This is a genomic window from Halocatena halophila (genome assembly GCA_027563145.1).
In the GTDB taxonomy this organism is placed as follows: domain Archaea; phylum Halobacteriota; class Halobacteria; order Halobacteriales; family Haloarculaceae; genus Halocatena; species Halocatena halophila.
Map to the genome: position 1 here is coordinate 118,549 of CP071306.1, position 19,789 is coordinate 138,337.

18 protein-coding genes are annotated in these 19,789 nt (G+C 56.8%); 10 read left to right on the plus strand and 8 right to left on the minus strand.

The features are described from left to right. Positions 1-18: 18 nt before the first annotated feature. The 4 genes from JXQ78_RS00620 to JXQ78_RS00635 all read right to left on the minus strand — a co-directional run bounded on the left by JXQ78_RS00620 (position 19) and on the right by JXQ78_RS00635 (position 3,731). The gene (locus JXQ78_RS00620; protein WP_330631539.1) at positions 19-393 is read right to left on the minus strand and encodes a translation initiation factor IF-5A; all 375 of its coding nucleotides are present in this window, start codon (positions 391-393) and stop codon (positions 19-21) included. Between the two features lie 51 nt (positions 394-444). Next, complete coding sequence (locus tag JXQ78_RS00625; RefSeq protein ID WP_330631540.1) at positions 445-1,512, minus strand: aminotransferase class I/II-fold pyridoxal phosphate-dependent enzyme; 1,068 nt, start codon at positions 1,510-1,512, stop codon at positions 445-447. A 182-nt stretch (positions 1,513-1,694) separates the two neighbouring features. After that, the gene (locus tag JXQ78_RS00630; protein ID WP_330631541.1) at positions 1,695-3,359 is read right to left on the minus strand and encodes an ABC1 kinase family protein; all 1,665 of its coding nucleotides are present in this window, start codon (positions 3,357-3,359) and stop codon (positions 1,695-1,697) included. 12 nt (positions 3,360-3,371) lie between these two features. Continuing rightward, entirely contained in the window at positions 3,372-3,731 is a 360-nt protein-coding gene (locus JXQ78_RS00635; protein ID WP_330631542.1) for an Hsp20/alpha crystallin family protein, read from the minus strand. 184 nt (positions 3,732-3,915) lie between these two features. Here JXQ78_RS00635 and JXQ78_RS00640 point away from each other — a divergent pair, with 184 nt between their 5' ends. Further along, entirely contained in the window at positions 3,916-4,053 is a 138-nt protein-coding gene (locus tag JXQ78_RS00640) for a hypothetical protein (RefSeq protein WP_330631543.1), read from the plus strand. Positions 4,054-4,179: 126 nt separating this feature from the next. On the opposite strand, the gene JXQ78_RS00645 is transcribed toward JXQ78_RS00640, so the two are convergent. Next, positions 4,180-4,893 (minus strand): hypothetical protein, encoded by a 714-nt coding sequence (locus JXQ78_RS00645; RefSeq protein ID WP_330631544.1) that lies wholly within the window; start codon positions 4,891-4,893, stop codon positions 4,180-4,182. Between the two features lie 282 nt (positions 4,894-5,175). On the opposite strand from JXQ78_RS00645, the gene JXQ78_RS00650 reads away from it, so the two are divergent. From JXQ78_RS00650 to JXQ78_RS00670, 5 genes are all read left to right on the plus strand, one after another. Then, positions 5,176-5,538: a PadR family transcriptional regulator gene (locus tag JXQ78_RS00650; protein ID WP_330631545.1), complete on the plus strand. Its 363-nt coding sequence runs from the start codon at positions 5,176-5,178 to the stop codon at positions 5,536-5,538. 185 nt (positions 5,539-5,723) lie between these two features. Further along, positions 5,724-7,301: an Hsp70 family protein gene (locus JXQ78_RS00655; RefSeq protein WP_330632838.1), complete on the plus strand. Its 1,578-nt coding sequence runs from the start codon at positions 5,724-5,726 to the stop codon at positions 7,299-7,301. 11 nt (positions 7,302-7,312) lie between these two features. Then, positions 7,313-8,659 carry a DnaJ domain-containing protein gene (locus JXQ78_RS00660; protein ID WP_330631546.1) on the plus strand — a complete coding sequence of 449 codons (1,347 nt, stop codon included), beginning with the start codon at positions 7,313-7,315 and terminating at the stop codon, positions 8,657-8,659. A gap of 487 nt (positions 8,660-9,146) precedes the next feature. Further along, positions 9,147-9,422, plus strand: a complete 276-nt coding sequence (locus tag JXQ78_RS00665; protein ID WP_330631547.1) for an AbrB/MazE/SpoVT family DNA-binding domain-containing protein — start codon at positions 9,147-9,149, stop codon at positions 9,420-9,422. 5 nt (positions 9,423-9,427) lie between these two features. Beyond that, on the plus strand, positions 9,428-9,907 hold the full coding sequence (locus JXQ78_RS00670; protein ID WP_330631548.1) for a type II toxin-antitoxin system VapC family toxin: 480 nt from the start codon (positions 9,428-9,430) through the stop codon (positions 9,905-9,907). 229 nt (positions 9,908-10,136) lie between these two features. Here the strand turns inward: JXQ78_RS00670 and JXQ78_RS00675 are convergent, their stop codons facing one another. Continuing rightward, positions 10,137-10,661 (minus strand): hypothetical protein, encoded by a 525-nt coding sequence (locus JXQ78_RS00675; RefSeq protein ID WP_330631549.1) that lies wholly within the window; start codon positions 10,659-10,661, stop codon positions 10,137-10,139. Positions 10,662-11,244: 583 nt separating this feature from the next. Beyond that, positions 11,245-11,976: a hypothetical protein gene (locus JXQ78_RS00680; protein WP_330631550.1), complete on the minus strand. Its 732-nt coding sequence runs from the start codon at positions 11,974-11,976 to the stop codon at positions 11,245-11,247. 310 nt (positions 11,977-12,286) lie between these two features. On the opposite strand from JXQ78_RS00680, the gene JXQ78_RS00685 reads away from it, so the two are divergent. After that, positions 12,287-13,234 (plus strand): hypothetical protein, encoded by a 948-nt coding sequence (locus tag JXQ78_RS00685; RefSeq protein WP_330631551.1) that lies wholly within the window; start codon positions 12,287-12,289, stop codon positions 13,232-13,234. Between the two features lie 35 nt (positions 13,235-13,269). Here the strand turns inward: JXQ78_RS00685 and JXQ78_RS00690 are convergent, their stop codons facing one another. Continuing rightward, positions 13,270-13,494, minus strand: a complete 225-nt coding sequence (locus JXQ78_RS00690) for a hypothetical protein (RefSeq protein WP_330631552.1) — start codon at positions 13,492-13,494, stop codon at positions 13,270-13,272. 204 nt (positions 13,495-13,698) lie between these two features. Here JXQ78_RS00690 and JXQ78_RS00695 point away from each other — a divergent pair, with 204 nt between their 5' ends. The 3 genes from JXQ78_RS00695 (at position 13,699) to ileS (ending at position 19,782) form a co-directional block, all read left to right on the plus strand. Next, complete coding sequence (locus JXQ78_RS00695; protein WP_330631553.1) at positions 13,699-15,507, plus strand: acetyl-CoA carboxylase biotin carboxylase subunit; 1,809 nt, start codon at positions 13,699-13,701, stop codon at positions 15,505-15,507. 84 nt (positions 15,508-15,591) lie between these two features. Further along, a complete protein-coding gene (locus tag JXQ78_RS00700; protein ID WP_330631554.1) occupies positions 15,592-16,515 on the plus strand; it encodes a hypothetical protein in 924 nt (307 codons plus the stop codon). 66 nt (positions 16,516-16,581) lie between these two features. Beyond that, positions 16,582-19,782: an isoleucine--tRNA ligase gene (gene ileS / locus JXQ78_RS00705; RefSeq protein WP_330631555.1), complete on the plus strand. Its 3,201-nt coding sequence runs from the start codon at positions 16,582-16,584 to the stop codon at positions 19,780-19,782. The last annotated feature ends 7 nt before the right edge of the window (positions 19,783-19,789 follow it).

Here is a 19,789-nt window from a genome sequence, read left to right on the forward strand (position 1 = left end):
GTTGCCTAAACCCTCCGTTCACACGACTTTGGTTTGCTCTTCGTGCTGGAGATACTCGATTTCGTCGTCGGGCGTAGGATCCATCCCGTCTGGAATACGCATCGTAAACGTCTCGTACGTTTCGAGGTCCATTACCTGCATGTCGTTGCCGTCGACCGAGATAACTTGTCCCTGCTTCCGGTCGATAATCGGCACCCACACCTTCGCGTCGACCGGCTGCGTGAAGTTTCGCTTTTGCTCATCGAAAACGCCTTTCCCCTCGACACGAGCTTTTGCGCTGCCGTGTTTGCCGGGTTTTGCCGTACTGTAGGAATTGATGACACATGGGGTGTCTTCGATCATCACGTAGCTGCCTTCCTGAAGGTCACGAACTTCCGTTTGTTGTTTCGCCATATCGCGTATATCAGGTGTGCTGGTATAAACGGTTTGGAACCACTGAGCCCCTCAGGTGTGCCGTTCCAGAAATTGATCCAGTCGTTCGAGACCGCGTTCGAGTTCGGCCGTGGGGAGGCCAAAGCCGATCCGAAATCGGTCGGAAACGCCGAACGCGTCCCCGGGTGCGAGCACGACACTTTCTTCGGTGACCAGTCGTTCACAGAACGATCGTCCGGTTGCAAAGCCGTCTGGAACGGTTACGAAGCCGTTGACGCCAACCGGATCGTGCCATGATAGGCCGTGTGAATCGAGGACGGCCGCCGTTCGCTTCTGATTTGTACGGGCGAGCGATCGATTTTCCGCAAGAATCGATTGCTCTTGTGCGATTGCCTGTTTGGCGACGTGTTGGCTGATCGATGCGGGGGAGATGGTGGTGTAATCCTTCCAGTTCCAGGCCGCCTCGATCACCTCCGGTGGGCCAGCCAGCCAGCCAAATCGAAGCCCACTGAGCCCGTAGGCCTTCGTCAGGCTGGTGGTTGAGATGCCATACTCGCCGAAGCTCGCGACCGGTTCGATCGGTTCCTCGGCGAGCAAGCGATACACCTCATCACAGAGGAGATACGCACCCTGATCGGCTGCGATCTCGTAGATCGCTTCGATCGTCTGTTGGGGATGGTAGCGACCGGTTGGATTGTTGGGGTTGTTGACGACGACCAGTGATGTGTCCGGTTCCATTGCGTCAGCGACGGCGGCCGGATTGAGCGTCCACTCCGGCGGTGACAGCTCGACGGTTGTGACGGTTGCCAGCGATTCTGGAATCGCACGCAGCGATTGGTACGTTGGGGTCACAACCACCACGTGATCGTTGGCGTTCACCAGCGAGAGAAACGCCAACAGATTGGCTTCCTGCGTGCCAGACGTGAACAGCACTTCGTCTGCCGATCGGTCGTATCGCTCGCCGATCGTGGCTCGAAACTCCGGATCGCCGTTGGTGGGGATCACATAGCCAAGCCGGCCGGGATCGAGATCAAAGCGGTCTGCGTGCAGACTCCGGATGCCACTCTCTGCGAGCATGATATCCGCCTCGTGCTCGTGTTGGGCGAACCACCGCTCTAACGAAAACGGGGAAATTTCCATACTCGAACGTTATCTGGGAGCAAAAAAAGCGGTCCGTTTGGGGCGAGTGTCGGTAGAAATCAAACAGTCTCCATCCTATGATGGCAGCAGTGACCGTTGTCGGCGTGTCTCACTGTCGGACAACAGTACGGTAAATCGACGAGGTCGCCGATATGATCGTTATCTGTAAAATGTTGCGCCGCTCACTCCAGCTCATCCTCTCGCTGTCGCATGCTCTGCCGTGTGAACTGTGGCGTGGTGCGAATTCCGCGCTGTTTTCGGAACGATCGGACGAGCAACCCACCAAGACTCAGCGCGCTGACCAGCCCGATCACGGTCGCCCACAACAGCCCCGCCAGATAGAACTGGATTGCTCCGATGATCGCCACTGCAAGCAACAGCCCGACCACCAGCCGCTTTGCGAGCAGATCGAGCAGCCCGTCGGGATCGTCGAGTTGGGCCTGCACAATGAGATGCTCGCGTTCGATTCGATCGAGCGTATCCTCTAGCTTCGGTGGAATCCGAACCGATGCCCGCGTTGCCTGTTCGAACTCTTCTACTCGGTCCTCGACGAACTGTTTGGCAGTTGCCTCTAGATAGCCGTGCTCGCGCAGAAACTCCGTCGCGACGGCGATGAAATCGAAATCTGGATCGAGCGTGACACAGACCCCCTCGACGACGGTGGCAACACGCAACACCAGCGCGAGATTCGAAGGAAGACGCAGCGGAAACTCATAAATCGTGTTTTCGACCTGACTGATGATCTGGTTGACGCGATACTGCTCAATGTCCTCTCCCCGGGCGTCCGCGATCGCGAGCTCCATCACGTTGGCCATCACCGCGCGATCGGCCGTCGGCGAGAGCGTTCCCATGGCGATCAGCGCGTCGAGAATGCCGTCGATGTCCTGATTGGCAATCGCCATGTAGAATTCGACGATTCGATCCTGGGTGAACGAATCCACCCGACCACTCATCCCGAAATCGTAGAGGACGAGTGTCCCGTCGTCTTTGACCGCGAGATTGCCCGGATGTGGATCGGCGTGAAACACGCCGTGCGTGACGATCATCTCGAAATACGCCTTCTGGAGGGTCTTTGCCAGCGCCGTCCGGTCGATCCCGAGCGCATCCACATCGTCGATCTCCGTCACCTTCGTTCCCCCAACGTACTCCATCGTGAGCACACGCTTTCCCGATCGCTCCTCGATCACGCGAGGGATTCGAATCCGATCGAACGAGTCGAGATTCGAACGAATCTCCTGTAGCATGGTTGCCTCGCGCTCGTAATCCATCTCCTGTCGAATCACTGTCGCAAACTCACCAGCTAGCGTCTCGACCGAAAACGCCTGTGCGTCATCGATGAACGGGACCAGCAACGGAACCGAAAACTGAATCACCCGAAGATCCGCTTCGACGAGCGCCTCGATCTCCGGTCGCCGAACTTTCACTGCGACCGTCTCACCCTCGAATTCGGCTGTGTACACCTGTCCGAGACTCGCCCCGCTGATCGAGTCGGTGTCGAACGAATCGAATGCGGACTCGACTGGCCCGAGCTCGGAATTGACAACGGATTGTGCCTCTTCCCACGGAGCAGGTGGCACCCGATCCTGAAGCGCTGAGAGCTCTTCGATGTACTCCGGCGGTAGAATGTCCGGTCTCGTCGAGAGAAGCTGGCCGAGCTTGATGAACGTCGGCCCGAGCGTCAACAGCGACTCCCGAAGCCGCGTTGCGCGCTCACGCCGCACGTTGGACGTCACCGAACGTGAGCGCCCAAACAGCAGAAACCGACGTCTGTCACGGGCAATCGCGAGCAAGAGTGGCAAGAATTGCCAGAGGACGACGACAAACCGTTGATACGCCCGAAACGTCACCACTCGCTCACCTCACGGCTCCGTGACCGGAATCCGAACGCCCGGATCAGCGATCGACAACTCGACGACTAGCACACCGTTCTCGACTGTTGCCGTTGGCTCCTCGGCAAACGTCCAGTCGCCGGGAAGTGGAATTGACAGATCGGTGTACATCGACCGCTCGTCTCGAAGCAGCCGAAATCCATCGGGCGTCGGCTTCTCATGACGCGCCTCAACGTGAAGACGGCCATCATCGATCCACAGATCGGTCGTCTCTGCGGTCGCCCCAGGAAGGTCGAAGACGAACGCGTAGCCTGTCTCGGTTTCAGAAATGTCGATGCATACCGAGTCAGGAAGGGCCGCGTGGTCCAGTAGCTCGTGCAGGGCAGCCATGATCGATTTTACCGGGGCTGGGGCGAAAAAACTCCCGGAACGACCACTCGGTCGGCCCGGAAACCGTCGTCAGCGAAGGACCATCGCTGTTCAGTCAGTCGGGTATGGCTGTGGACTACAGCTATACCGGCAGTATCGTGCCAGAGATGTTTGTCAGTTCCTCGGCCATCGTCGTCGAAACACCGTGGGACTTCCCGACAAGCCCGCTGGCAGCGTCGTTCAGACCGGGAAACACGGAGTCACGACCGCGATACGAGGTGCTGGTCGTCGTGCAACAATTCCGTCTACATCGCCGATCGCGGCTACCGACATACTCGAATAATACTGTGGCAAGCCAATTGATAAGAGTTCCGAAATATAATTAGTTTATCATTTATTTGTGCAATTTGAATGTGTCTATGGATTGTCTCGATCATGTACCGCGGTTCAAACGGGCCGTGGACGGCAGTTATACGATTTCGGTGCCAGTGTAGGCCACTGCACCGAACGTCAGTCCGGCTACGACACTGGAGAGGGTGATGACTGACAGGAACCCACTCGGGGAGACACCAGCACTGGCTCCCTCCGACAGCTGTAATGTGACGAGTGAAAACATTGCCGTCAAGAACAGAAACTGTCCGAGTGCACATGCAACAGCACTGGTCAGGAGCACGTCCTTAACGGCACCTGGTTTGTAGGTCACCACGATAACGAACGCTATCATTCCGGCGATCAGTAACCCGAGCGATGGGAACACGATGCCTCCGATGAGTGAGATCCACGCTCCCAGGAGGTGTTCTCCGACGCTGTTTTCCCCAGAAATTACAGCGCCTGTCACCAGGCCGTTCATTATGCCGGCAACAATTCCAATACAGATATACGTGAGCAAAATCGTCCGCGACGTCGTTCCGTTGAGATTGTCCTGGCGGATCCTGGCTGTGGCCACTATCAGTGGCTCAAGCGCGGCCTTGATCGTCGAAACGATCTTGTCGATGTCGGGTCCATCTGACCTGTCGTCCTGTGATCTGCTGGGTGGTGTTTGGAGGTGATCTCTGCTAGATTGAGAATCAGTCCTCGCGAGGGGCGCTTCATTCTCGCCTTCAAGTGAAGCCTCTGGGGCTGGCTCACTCTCAAACCACGAGTCGTCAGGTTTCGAATCAGTCGATCGTCTATTATCAGGCATGAACACAATTCAATATTCTAATCACATAAGTCACCCAGATTTGTGATTCGTTGTCGTGCATCGACTGACGGTTTCGTTTTCTGGACAGTATTTTCGATTGAGGGTAGTCGTCGGATGGAAATTGGTACTGGGTTTTGTGAATAGGCTGTCACCGATGAAGATTAGTAGGAGCACGGCTGTGACAGCAATTATTGCCATCGTTCCCTGTCATCCGGGGGATGGGTCAAACACTCGTGTGATAGTTGAGTAGTATTACGTGGGATACTATCATCGGTGTATAGTATGTCGGCGATTGCGTCGGATGAGAGCGATTCGGGAATCGCACACGAACTGACCGCCTTCCAGCAGCAGATCCTGGCGATCCTCTCAGAAGAGGCTCGATACGGGCTCGCAATCAAGCGGGAGCTGGAAGAGTACTACGGCTCGGACGTCAATCACGGCCGTCTGTACCCTAATCTGGACGATCTGGTCGAGATGGGACTGGTCGAAAAGAGCGCACTCGATAAACGAACGAACGAGTATGCCCTGACGGAAGCCGGACACGATGCCATCGTCAACCGGCTATCCTGGGTGTTCTCACGGTTCGCCACCACCGAGAGCCGGGCTCAAGAGATCATCGATCTGGTCGATCAAGTGCAGGAATAACCAGCACGCCACCATCGAACTCGTTTTTTCGGAAGATTGGACTGAAGCTCTTCGCCAGTACCGACCGCTCTGATAGCCCGGCCGCTCACCATACAGTATATATCACACCAATCTATATTAGCCTAATAGATGACTTTCGCTAAAGAATTTGGTGACAGCTCCTTCGTGGTGGTTTCGGTGTGACGATGATTGGTATCGACTTTGGGACGACCAACAGTGCGGTCGCAGCGCCAACAGGCACCGACGTAACGATCGTCCCGAACGATCGTGGTGATCGACTGACGCCATCGGTCGTTGCCATCGACCGAAAGCAGGCTGTTGTTGGGTCTAGCGCCCGCAATCAGTCCGTTCAGCATCCGGACCGCACGGTGTTTTCAGTAAAAGATTACATGGGAACTGACGAGGAGATTCTCGTTGGTGATCGACCGAATGCGAGTTCGTTCGTCCCCGAAGAGCTGGCCGGAATGATTCTCAGAAAACTCCGTCAGGACGCTGAATCGGCGCTTGATCGGGCTATCGATCGGGCGGTGGTCACGGTGCCAGCATATTTTAACGACCGGCAACGGCAGGCCACAAAACACGCTGGTGAGATTGCGGGGCTATCGATCGACCGCGTGCTCAACGAACCGACGGCGGCGTGTCTCGCCTATGGACTCCGAACGGGAGCCGATCGATTGATTCTGGTGTACGATCTCGGTGGCGGAACGTTCGATAGCTCCCTGATCGAGATGGGTGATGGAGTGTTCGAGGTGGTCGCAACGAACGGCGATACATCTCTCGGTGGAGACGACTGGGACGCGCGCATCGTCGAGTGGCTAGAGGCGGATCTCCGCGAGGAATATGGTTGTGAGATCACGGATCCGGTATCCATCGAGCGGGCATTCGAGGCCGCGCGCACGGCCAAACACGAGCTAACCTCTCGGAAAAAAACGACGATCAGACTGCCGTTTCTCGAGCTTGAGAGCGAGACGGTCGACATCGAACGAACGTTGACACAGACCACCTTCGAATCGATCACGCGAGATCTCACCGAAGAGACGATCCGACTCTGTGAGCAGTTGCTCGCAGAAAGTCCGTACACGAAGTCATCGATCGATGAGGTGTTGCTCGTTGGGGGATCGACGCGGATGAAGCAGGTACGATCTCAAGTTGCAACGGCGTTCGACATCGAGCCCTCAACGCAGATCAATCCCGACGAAGCGGTTGCCCTTGGTGCTGGCGTACAGGCGGCGATTCTTGATGATACCTTACCAGTTCCGAGCGAGGACACAGATCGACAGTTGGACGCTGTCAGCGCCAGCTCCACGGGTGGTGATCTCAAACTTCGGAATCCGGATGATATCGTCGTACTCACGGTAACACCACAGTCGGTGGGAACGACTGTTATGACCGATCTACAGACGGAGACCACTGAGTACAGCGTCCTCATCCCGCGCAATACGCCTGTGCCAGCACACGAAACCGGACTGTACACCACGGTGGCTGACGATCAGCGCTACGTCCGAATCGAGGTGTTACAGGGTGATGGCCCGCTTGCGGACAATGAGCTTCTTGATGCGTTTGATCTCGGTCCACTGCCACCCCGGCCGGCCGGAGAACCGGATCTCGAGGTACAGTTCACAATCGATCAGGACGGCCTGTTGCAGGTGCGGGCCAAAGACCGGGACAACGAAATCGAGTCTGGGGTCACGATTGAATCGGTGTTTGGCCGCACCGCCGATGAGATACAAGCGATGGCAACAAACCTCCCGGAGGTGCGCTAAGCGCGCGGCGAATGACCAGTTCAGTGGAATCGGCAGCCAGGATTCTCGGCGTTGAAACAGACGCTTCTCAAGAGGAGATTACGGCCGCCTATCGTGAACAGGTCAAAGCTCACCATCCCGATCACAGCGACGATCCCGACGCACAGGAGAAGCTGATGGCGATCAGAGAAGCCAGAGAAACGCTGCTGAATGCCACATCCAGCGATCGGGCGGACGAGGGGAGCAATCAACAGACTACGTCTGATCGGGACCGCAGTGCTGCGGACGACGCTCGGACCAATCGCTCACAGCGAAGGCAGGCAACTACTCGCGGCCGAGCCTCTGCGAATCGGTCACGCACTGACCGTTCCCGATCGGGCAGTCGAGATCGCACCACCACGGAACGCACTCAACACGACCGGCATGCGCGACGAAATCGGCGACCATCAGAGCGGCGCACACGGACCCGCCAACGCAAGCTCTCCGATGTCGGCATTGAGGAGTGGACGCTCCGCTCTGTGATTACGAGTCCGACCGTGGTTCGGCTTGCCGTTGGGATCGTGCTTTATCTGGCCATTATAGCACTCTGGAGTGGCCTGGTCGGCCACCAGCCATCGGCGACACACCAGTATGGTATTTTTATTGTGTCGATTGTAGTGAGCTATCTCGCCTACGAGGGTGTGCTCATTTCGGACGTGGGTCCAGAGCGGGCTCTTCCCCGGTTTCAACCGGCCGGCGTTCCGGAGATCTGGCCGTCACTCGGTGCCCATCTCGGTGGGCTCGTACTGGTGATTCTCATCCACATCCGGGCACCGGCGTGGGGTGCCATGATGATTGGTGCGGTGGGGGCCGGCTGGGCGCTCGTGGGAGTGGTGGTAGTCGGGCTCGTGCTGTTTGGTCGCCTTCGCGGGATGATTATCGGCATTATCGGGGGATTGCTGGCGCTGGGAGTGCTCTTTACGGAGTACGGTGGGTCGAATTCAGTCAGGGCCTGGCAGCTCGAAACGTTTGGTTCGGTCGGGCCGTTGCTCCCACAGCTTTCGCTTGGCCCGATCCATCTTGGTGCGTTGTTCAACGTCGCCCTCGTTTCGATCGCGATCGGTGGCGTACTCTTTGGAACGTATCGGCTGGTGGTGATCCTCACCCTGTTTCCGTGGATCGACCGCTATCAGCATGGCTTTTCGATTCGCCCAGCGGGCTGGAATCTCGCGGTGGTTCTCCCGTTGGTCACTATCGTCTGGCTGTTGCTCACGGGCACGGTCTGGAACGGTGGGATTGGCGTGTCGGTCTGGTCGGTGCTCACCTTTTTGTTTTTGGCACCCACGCCGTTGCTCGGACTTTATATTCTTCGGCGAAAATTTGAGCACAACCTTTTTTAGACTCGGGTTGCCTTCGGCAACCGCTCGTCCGTGGCGAGACGGTCGCTCACTCCGATCGCGCTGCGACTCGCTGGCTCTCACTCGCTGCGCTCGCGAGAACGAAAAAACGTTGATGAAAAAAGGCCGCGAGCTTCGCTCGCGGTGGGTGATTCTAGCCACATGCAGTTTTGAAAAATTCCGTCGTAGAGGTTAGTTTTCGTGCGCTGGAGAGACCAACAATTGGAGGATTACGGGAAGTTCCTTGATTGATCGGGCCTCACAAAACGGAACGACAGCTTCTAGCAAACAGTTCCTGATCACCGCGCACCCAGTCTGTACAGCCATAGCAATTGTCAAATATAATTATTATAGTCCTCATTTGAATGTTCACCGTTGTCCCAATTGAACTGTGACTCACCCATCTCAAGGCAAATTATCGCCATCTTATGATGCGGTCGCCGCAACTGTTTTCTATGTCAACGATGTAGTGGGTATACAGTGGTAAAAAATGGGAAAGCCGTCATTTGGGGCGAATCCTAGAGAGGAGCTTACGCTCACCGTGGACGATAGGGGACGAGTGACTCTTCCAAAATCTGTTCGCGATCAATTGGGAATCGATTCTAACGATGAGATACCTGCAACACTCGTCGGATCCGTCTTGGAAGTTAATCCAAAACCCAGCACAAAACTGAAGACAGCAACAGCAAGTCGCAACGACTGGGAGGACACGACACCGACCGATGCCGGAGAAACGCTCTTTGGTCCGATGGAACGCCAAGAGTGACTCAAATGAACGAATCTCTTCCGACGGAGGTGACTGTTCTCACCGACGTAAACGTTCTCGCGATTGCCCTCACAGATGACCACCCCGCGCACACTGATGTTTATCCGTGGATTCAGGACGCACTTGATGGACCAAATGCGTTGTTGATATTTGATTATTATCCGTTTCGAGTACAATATCTTATGACGAGCAATTTTGATGTGGATGCTGTAGCCGCTCGAAACGCTATCCAGTCGCTCGTTCGCAGCCCTGCACGAATCGTGAGTGCTACCGAATCAGTAATCCTCTCGGCATACGAGATCAGCGCCGAGAAAAACCACGACGTGTACGATTCATTTATCGTTGCACTTGCACGGTCTTATGACGCCGATTATCTTATTACGACTGACTGTGATTTTGCTGACCTCTGTGCCAATGAAGATACTACATACCTCAATCCTATCCCGGATGACAAACGCGAGAAGCTAACGTTCATCGAGGGGTAATCCGATTACTCCACCGGATTCACCCCAACCTTTTTTAGACTCAGGTTGCCTTCGGCAACCGCTCGTCGAAAAAACGTTGATGAAAAAAGGCCGCGTCACCCACCTTTTTTGATTTCGGGTGCACTCCGTGCACCACTCAATCAAAAAATCTGGACCAAAAAAGGCCGCGAGCTTCGCTCGCGGTGGGTAATTCTGACAGCATGTAGTTCGAAAAATTCCGCAGATAGGGTTACTCGTCGTGCGCTGGAGAGACCAACAGCTGGAGGATCACGGGAAGTTCCTCGGTCGACCGAGCCTCACAGAACGGAACAACAGCCTCTAGCAAACAGCTTGCAGCAGACACAGCTTCATCCTGCGTTTGCGCTCGTGCAGGATCCTCCGGACGATCTGGAGAAAACGCCAATAAAGTAACGTCACCGCTCCGTTGCTCATGCGCACGCAGTCTGGCATCGTTTTCGAACCAGGCGGTGTAGATCGTCTCGCCCTGCGATCGAAACCGAGTGATCCGATTCAGTGACGGAAGCTGATCAGGACCGCCAGTTGAGCGCTCGCTCAGATCAGCGATCGCCAGCACCTCCTCAACCTGACGGCTGTGTCTACACTCCGTTGATTGACACGGCCGACACCAACAGTTCTCGGCGATATCCACAACGTGATGCAACTCAGCAGAGGAAAGCTCCGCTCGATCCTCGATCGCTTCGAGCGTGCTGATTTGACCGTCCGCCGTTCGGAAGCTGAACTGTGGAAGGCTCACGAGCTCACCCTCCACGATGGACAGCCAGTCGCGTGTGCGCGCGGACGAGCCACTGGATGGCCACAGCGAGCACACCGTGTGGTAGTCATTGACGATACGACAGGATTACAGTACCGCAGCGTTATTCCCTTCATGGGTTTGCTACCGATAGGGAACCCAGCGTCGGGTGCTCCTACACCCGGCGCGTCTTTCGATAACGCGCACCCCGCAACGGGGACTGGTGCTCCCTACTCTCTGTGCCTTCCGCTTCCGTTATAAACTTTCGTATGTGTTGGAATTCTTCCCTGTTATGTGATGCGTCTGGACCGTCCTATCCAACCAGTACTCGAACAAAGTAGGGGCAACTAATATTGCCAGCCAGTAATTCATTCTATTTTACAAACTAGACAGATTCACTCACACTCGTCGTGAGTGGTTGCGCCGCCAACTGTGACGAACATCCTTCGCGCACCCAAATTTCACAAAACTAAAATTGAAACTATAGGAGATCTCCTCACACCTGCTGCTACACCACCACCAACCATCATTCGTGTTGTCGTCTGTCTCCTGGATAGATCCCTATCGGGGAGCCCATGCTCACACGCTAACCGGCCGTTCTGGTGGTGACACTCACAACGTTCGTGAGCACGCCATCCACCGCCTCCATCGTGAACTGCTCAGCCCTCTGGAGCCGGTTCGCAAGCCAATCGTCGAAGATCACTGCCTTGCCCTTGCCCGTGTGCACCACCTCCGTTCGATTGCCGCCCAGCCGATCGAGAAACGCCATCACCCGCGCCACCGTCTGGTCGTGCGTCGAGCCGTACTCGTGTTGCAACTGTTCTTTGATCGTGGTCGAATCCAGGCGTTTTCCCTTCGGCACTGTCGTTGCCAACCCGCCGAGCTCCATCGCGATTGTCCGCGCTCGTCGTTGATTGGCGGTTAACTGCGCCCTGTGGAGAATCTCATCGGGCAACCGAACGATCTGCTCTAACGGCGTCCGCTCTTCGCTGCCATCACAGCGCTCAAGCTTCCGTGCAACGGCCTCGGTGTGAGCTTTGTTCTGTTCCGTCGCCCGCTTGTTTTCGGTCACGTCCTGTCTGATTTCGGCCTTATCGCGCTCGTTTGTCTCGCGATAGTCCGTGTGTACGTCCTCTAGCGTCGAGATCTGCTCGGACTGGGCCTCAACCGTCTTGACCAGCTTTTCGACCGTTGCTCGCAGGTCGGTGATCTCCCGACGTTGCTGCTGGATTATTTCTATTAGCTGATCATCACGATCGCTGCTTTCAGAAGAACTAACTATGCTCCGTCCGTCGCCCTCGTTGGGTTTGTAATTCATTTGTGTTCACAACCCACCCTCGGGCGTGCTTCTACACGTCCGGGGAACCGGGCAACCGGTTCTGTCCAATCGGATGAGTATACATACCACATCAAAGTACCACTATTAATACCTAACGATATATAGATAACACCTGAGATATGATATAGAATTGTTTTGACTTCGTTCAGATGATATTTCGGCACAGATGACTCACAGTCCGGATATACACCCAATCAAAGATCACCACAACACATAACACCGAAAATCATATCTCTCATATATCATTTTTCCATTGGAATTTTTATTACTGCGGGAATAACTCCACATAATGGCAGCTCCCTCCGTTAGTGCTATCCTGGTAGTGGTGCTGATTGTCCAGCTCATCCTCGCGGTTGGGGTGCTGATGGACGCCAATCGACGCCAGCTCACCCATCCATTGGGTTACGCCTACGGTGTGTCCGTTCCACTCGCTGGCTATCTCGTGTTCGCAGCGTATCTCACACGCAGAACGGAGCTGCCAGCCAACGCTGCGCACTCTCAAACTCATTCCGAACCAAAGTCGGAGTTTGTCTGGACGATCGAAAACCGTGGACTTCGTCGGCTTCCCTGGCGGCTCGCCTACGCCATCCAGGACGGAACCACGCTGTGGCGCGTGGCAAAAACCACTCCACTGCTGCTGTTCATTTGCACCATCCTCGTGGACCCACGGATCGCGAAAGCACTGCTTCTGTTCTGCTTGCTGTTCTGGCTGACGTATCTGACCACCGCTCGGCTGTTCATTGACACGACGGTTCGACTGCAGCCCGCAGACGACACGATCCAGGTGATCGGACGCGGCAGCGACCATCCACTCTCACCGGGCGGATACGATCACGAGATCGATCTATCCGATCTCACCCGCGTGGAGCTTCGCCGCGTGGGAACGCAGCCGCTTGCCATTTTCCGATATACAAAACGGTTTTCTAACAGTCCACGCTCGCTTGTGGTTCCCAACGAACAGCTCGCACAACTCAGGCACCTGCTGGACGCGAACGATGTCCCGATTCATGACCGCATGCGGGATGACTCGAGCCGTGGCGCAGTCCAACGGCGGTGTGCCGAGGGGTTCTTCTCACTGCTCATTCTCCCACTCGCCACAGTTATGCTCTGGCCACAACACATACTCTCTGGACCGGTGGTCGCCTTTTCGCTGTTTTGTCTCCTCTGGCTCGCCGTTAAAAGTGCGAATGATGTGATCGAGTACGCCAGCACCCAACTGCGATCGGTCCAGCGATGAACGGGTACGACGCCCGATCAGCCCGCAAACGGTCGTTACGAGCGCGAGAGTAATGCCGACAGCGCTGAAATGAACTCCCCGACCACCGCGTCGTCCGCACCGAACCGCGCCTGGATGGTGCCACCGTCAGATGGCAGATCGATCTGATAGTCGGTCCACGAGCAACAGTGCGATTCGTTCCAGACGAGTTCTGTGACAACGTCGTACACCGCTACGTCCAAGGTGCCGTCAACTATATGACCAATGGTGCCAATCACCACGACTATGAAGACATCCACTCTGTCCTGAAACTGTTGCTGATAAACTCGAATATTGCCGTCTCGTTGCCTGTCGCAGGCTATTTCGGCTATTGTCGAGTTTTTCTGCATATGATAGCGTTCGACGCATTTGGAGTATCACGGCAGTAGCGGGCTCGACAATCGGATACCTGTAGTTTTTTATCCAGACTCCTGATAGAGACAGCCATGTTCGAGAAGGTGTTGATTGCGAACCGAGGGGAGATTGCCGTCCGAGTCATGCGCGCCTGTGCGGAGCTCGACATCGAGACGGTCGCAATCTACAGCGAGGCAGACAAAGATGCCGGACACGTCCGATACGCAGACGAGGCCTACAACGTTGGGCCGGCCCGCGCGGCCGACTCGTATCTCGACCAGGAGACGATCGTCGATGTTGCAACGCGTGCGGACGCGGACGCGATCCATCCTGGATATGGCTTTCTCGCAGAGAACGCCGAATTCGCGGCGCTCGTCGAAGCGACAGATGGCATCACCTGGATTGGTCCCTCAAGCGAATCGATGGAACAGCTGGGTGAAAAGACCAAAGCCCGGACGGTGATGGACGCCGCTGACGTGCCGATCGTCCCCGGTACCACCGATCCAGTGACCGATCCCGCAGAAATCGAGGCGTTCGGTGAGGAACATGGCTATCCGATCGCGATCAAGGCCGAAGGTGGCGGCGGTGGTCGTGGAATGAAGGTCGTTCGGAGCGCCGACGAAATCGAAGACCAGTTCGAGAGTGCCCAGCGCGAGGGCGAAGCCTACTTCGATAACGATTCGGTGTACATCGAGCGCTATCTCGAACACCCACGCCACATCGAGGTGCAGATCATCGCGGACCAGCAGGGCAACGTTCGGCATCTCGGCGAACGCGACTGCTCGCTCCAGCGTCGCCACCAGAAGATCATTGAGGAAGCTCCATCGCCCGCACTCGACGACCAGCTCCGGGCAGAGATCGGCGAGGCCGCTCGTCGCGGCGTCAAAGAATCCGAGTACACCAACGCTGGCACCGTCGAATTCCTCGTCGAGGACGGCCAGTTCTACTTCCTCGAGGTGAACACCAGAATCCAGGTCGAACACACCGTCACCGAAGAGATTACCGGGATCGATATCGTGAAAACCCAGCTCCGGGTTGCAGCGGGCGAAGAACTCGACTTCGAGCAGAATGAAGTGGAGATCGAAGGCCACGGCATGGAGTTCAGAATCAATGCCGAGAACGCTGCCGAGGAGTTCGCTCCACAGACCGGAACGCTCACGACGTACGATCCACCGGGAGGAATCGGCGTTCGTATGGACGATGCCCTCCGCGAAGGTGATGAGATCAGCGGCGATTACGATTCGATGATCGCCAAACTCATCGTCTACGGGAGCGATCGCGAGGAGTGTCTCGACAGGTCACGCCGCGCACTCGCCGAGTTCGACATCGAAGGGCTCGTCACCGTGATTCCATTCCACCGGCAGATGCTTCGCGACGAGCAGTTCGTTGCGGGTACGCACACGACGAAGTATCTCGACGAAGAGCTCGACCCGGCAGTGATAGAAAACGCTCAGGAACAGTGGGGTCCCGCGTCGGTCGATGCAACCGATGAGGACGAAGAAACCGTCGAGCGCGAGTTCACGGTCGAAGTCAACGGGAAACGCTTTGAGGTGAATCTCGAAGAACGCGGCGCACCACCGCTTCCGTCGAACGGCGGAGCGAGCAGCCCGTCTCGACCAAACGGCGGTGCACCGACTGCGAGCAGCTCCTCCAGCAATGACAGTGGTGGAACTGTCACCACGGCCGAGGGCGAACAGGTCACCGCTGAGATGCAGGGAACCCTCCTCGAAGTCCCGATCGAAGAGGGCGATGAAGTCGCCGCTGGAGATGTTCTCTGTGTCCTCGAAGCGATGAAGATGGAAAACGACATTGTCGCTAGCCACGGCGGAACTGTCGTCGAAATCCCGGTTGCAGAGGGAGAAAGCGTCGATATGGGCGATCCACTCGTCGTCATCGACTGAAATATTCTTTTATATTGTAACGTCGCATCGATAATAACGAATCGACGCGTTTTATCAGTAACAGCTCACATATCTTCCAGACGGATGGGAACTACCAGAGAATCGAACGTAACGGGTGATCGTCGGCGATCGACCACGGGGCTGTGGTCGCAGCTTCTCTCTCAGCCAGGACTGGCGGTGCTCGCTGGGACGGTCGGTCTCGGTGGGAGTGTCGGTCTGCTCGTGGTGGCGTATATCACTGTGCTCCACCAGCTTCGGATTGCCCCACGACAGGATGCAGTGATCGTAGCGGGGGTTCTTTCCGTGCTGGTGGTGGCATCGGGAGTACTGGTCACCCAGCTTCGGATTGGCCGCTCGCTTGCTCGTATCACGGACGTCATCCAGCAATCGAACGAACACGATGAGGCCGAACTATCGGCGTTACAAGCCCAGACCGAGCGCTTAGAGCGAGCGACGGTCGGCCTCCAGAAACAACAACAGACACAACACGGGCTGTTTAAACCAGCCATCGAGATCGATGGGATCTCGACTGACGAGCGCATGACTGAATCGGACACACTCATTCTGAACGTCTCGAATCGGTCGTTCGGTCCGGCACTGGGTCTCTCAGTGACATCTTCCCTTTCGCTTGCGGGCACGCCACGCGACTACGACGTGTATGGAGACACCGCTGACTGCCCGACGAGGAAACGATCCACAACGGGCACGAATACGCGAGTTCCACCGTACGCTGATGGTGTAGAGCTCGCCGTTGGCGTTCGTGTTGGGGTCCAAACGGAAGCCGAGGCGGACGCCACGCCAGTCACCTGCCGATTTAGTGACGCTGCCCGGGTGTGTCACGCAGATGGCGTCGAATCTATGACAGTTGCCTTCGAGATCAACTACGAAGATGTGTTCGGTGCGACCTACACCGAACGGGTCGAACTCCCCGCAATCGAGCTATCTGCGGAGCATACGCTTGCCACGGCAGAATCCGTCCCGGAGGAACTGCCACCAGCAGAGCTGTAACCGATCGTTTGCAGACGCGACTGCAAGACCGATTCTCCTTTAATGATCCGGACGATTACCTCTTTTATGAGTCGGTTCGCCGCGATTGATGACCGCTATGACCCTCACGCCATCGAATCGGAGATGATGGACTATTGGGATGCGGTCGATGCCTACGAGCAGACGAAAGCACACCGGGAGGGCAACGAGCGGTTTTTCTTCGTTGACGGCCCGCCGTACACCTCAGGGTCGGCCCACATGGGAACGACCTGGAACAAGACACTCAAAGACTGCTATCTCCGCTATCTTCGGATGTCGGGCTACGACGTGACTGATCGACCCGGCTATGACATGCATGGCCTCCCGATCGAGACGCGTGTCGAAGAACGCCTTGGCTTTGAGAACAAAAAGGACATCAAGGAGTTCGGTGAAGAGCGGTTCATCGAGGAGTGTAAGGCCTACGCCAACGAGCAACTTGAGGGACTCCAGTCGGACTTTCAGTCGTTTGGCGTCTGGATGGACTGGGAGAACCCGTACAAGTCGGTCGATCCCACGTACATGGAAGCCGCCTGGTGGGCATTCGCACAGGCGTTCGAGCGCGAACTCGTCGATCAGGGCGGGCGCTCGATCAGCCAGTGTCCGCGGTGTGAGACGGCCATCGCGAAAAACGAGGTCGAGTACGAGGTCGTTTCCGATCCCTCGATCTATGTGAAATTCCCGCTCACCGACCGCGAGGGATCAATCGTCATCTGGACGACGACGCCCTGGACGCTCCCGGCCAACACGTTCGTGGCAATCGATGAGTCGGCGACCTATCAGGCTGTCCGCGTTGAATCCCAGTCCACCAGCGAGCTCCTCTACGTCGAAGAACACTGCATCGAGGATGTCGTCGAGAAGGGTGGCTACGACGAGTACACCGTCGAGACGAGTTTCGATGGATCGGAGCTCGTCGGCTGGACCTACGAGCATCCGCTCGCCCAGGCAGTTCCAGACCATCCCTCGGGAGCCGGCACCCAGCAGCTTTACGACGCCGACTACGTCGAGATCGACCGGACTGGACTCGTTCACAGCGCACCCGGACACGGTCCCGAAGACTTCCAGCGCGCACAGGAACTCGATCTCGATATCGTCTGCCCAGTCGGTCCCGATGGCTCCTTTACCGAGCGAGCCGGTCGCTACGAAGGTCAGTTCGTCAAAGACGCAGACGAGGAGATCATCGCCGATCTGGACGAAAAGGGCCTGCTGGTGAATGCGGACACCGTCTCGCACGACTATGGCCACTGCTGGCGCTGTGATACGGGCATCATCCAGATCGTCACTGATCAGTGGTTTATCACCACCTCGGCGATTACTGACGAGATGCTCGAAAACGTTGCCGGGACCGACTGGTATCCCGAGGAAGCCCGTGACAACCGGTTCGCTGACTTCGTCGATGATTCGCCGGACTGGAACGTCTCCCGACAGCGCTACTGGGACATTCCGATCCCGATCTGGACGCCAGCCGACTGGGACGGCGATCTCGACTCGGCGATCGTGATCGGCGATCGCACGGAGCTTGCCCAGCGCGTCGATCAGGCGATTGATCCAGAAACGGTTGATATCCACAAAGACACTGTCGATGAGCTGACGATCACCGAAGACGGCGTGACCCACACCCGCGTGGCGGACGTGTTCGATGTCTGGCTCGACTCATCGGTTGCCTCCTGGGGAACGCTGAACTACCCGAGCGAGGAGGACGAGTTCGACGAGCTCTGGCCGGCCGATCTCATCATCGAGGCGCACGATCAGACGCGTGGCTGGTTCTGGTCACAGCTGGCAATGGGGAGTGCAGCCGTCGGTGAGGCTCCATACGAGCGTGTGTTGATGCACGGCCACGCACTGATGCCCGACGGTCGTGCGATGTCGAAATCGAAGGACATCCTTGTCGACCCCCACGATGTGATCGAAGAGTATGGGACGGACCCGATGCGTGCGTTCTTGCTCTCATACACCGCCCGTGGCGACAACATGAAGTTCTCCTTCGATGGCGTCGCGGAGATGAACAGCCGGCTCAACATCCTCTGGAACGTCTATCGGTTCTCGATGGGCTATATGCGACCGGATGGATTCGATCCATCGGCTGTAACTCTCGACGATGTTGAGCTGGCGATCGAAGACGAGTGGATTCTCTCGCGCTTACAGAGCACCAAGCGTGCAATAGACGACCATTTCGAGGCGTTCGAACAGGACAAAGCCCTGAACACGCTCCTTGCGTTTTTCGTCGAGGACGTGTCGCGATACTACGTGCAGTTGATCCGCGATCGCGTCTGGCCGGTTGAGCAGACCGACTCGAAACAGGCGGCCTACGCCACGCTCTATACCGTGCTCGAAGAGACGGTCGCGTTGTTCGCGCCGTTCACGCCGTTCGTGGCCGAGACGCTCTATCAGCATCTCACGGGCGACACTGGCTACGACACCGTCCACATGTGTGACTACCCAGAGCCTGATGAGCGCTGGCTCGACACCGAACTCGAAGGGGACATTGCGATCTGTCGGTCGATCGAAGAGGCAGGGGCAAACGCCCGCGAACAGGCCGGACGCAGTCTTCGCTGGCCGGTCGATCGCGTCGTCGTCGATGCCGAGTCCGACCGAGCAGTCAGGGCGGTCGAGCGCCGTCGTGATCTGTTGGCCGAGCGGCTCAACGCCTACGAAATCGAGCTCCTGGATCCTGATCGATCGTTCGAGGAGCTCACCTTCGCGGCGACGGCCGATATGAGCATTCTCGGCCCAACGTTTGGCGAGGATGCGGGTCGGATCATGAACGCCCTCAATAACGCGAACGTGGCCGAGCCAACGGTCGAGGCGCTCGAAGCCGCCGTTGAGGATGAGATCGGCACTCCTGTCGAACTCACCGAGGAGATGATCGAGATCGAAACCCGCACCGAAACGACGATCGGGAGCGCGGATTTCGATGCAGGCATCGTCTATGTCGATTCGACGCTCACGGACGAGATTCGTGCGGAGGGATACGCCAAGGAAGTCGTTCGCCGGGCGAACAACATGCGTGGCGACTTAGAGCTCCAGAACACCCAGGAGGTCAGACTGGACATACAGCTTGAGGACGAAACGATCGCCGAGTACGTTTCCGAACGCGAGGATATCGTCCGCGAGCAGGTCCGGGTCACAGCCATCGAACCGGTCAGCGACGGTCACACCGACAGCTGGGAGCTGACAAACGTCGATACGGGCGAGCCAGTTGAACTCGAACTCACGATCGATCCGCTCGTGGCACAGAAAGCGACGGAGTGAGGCTCTC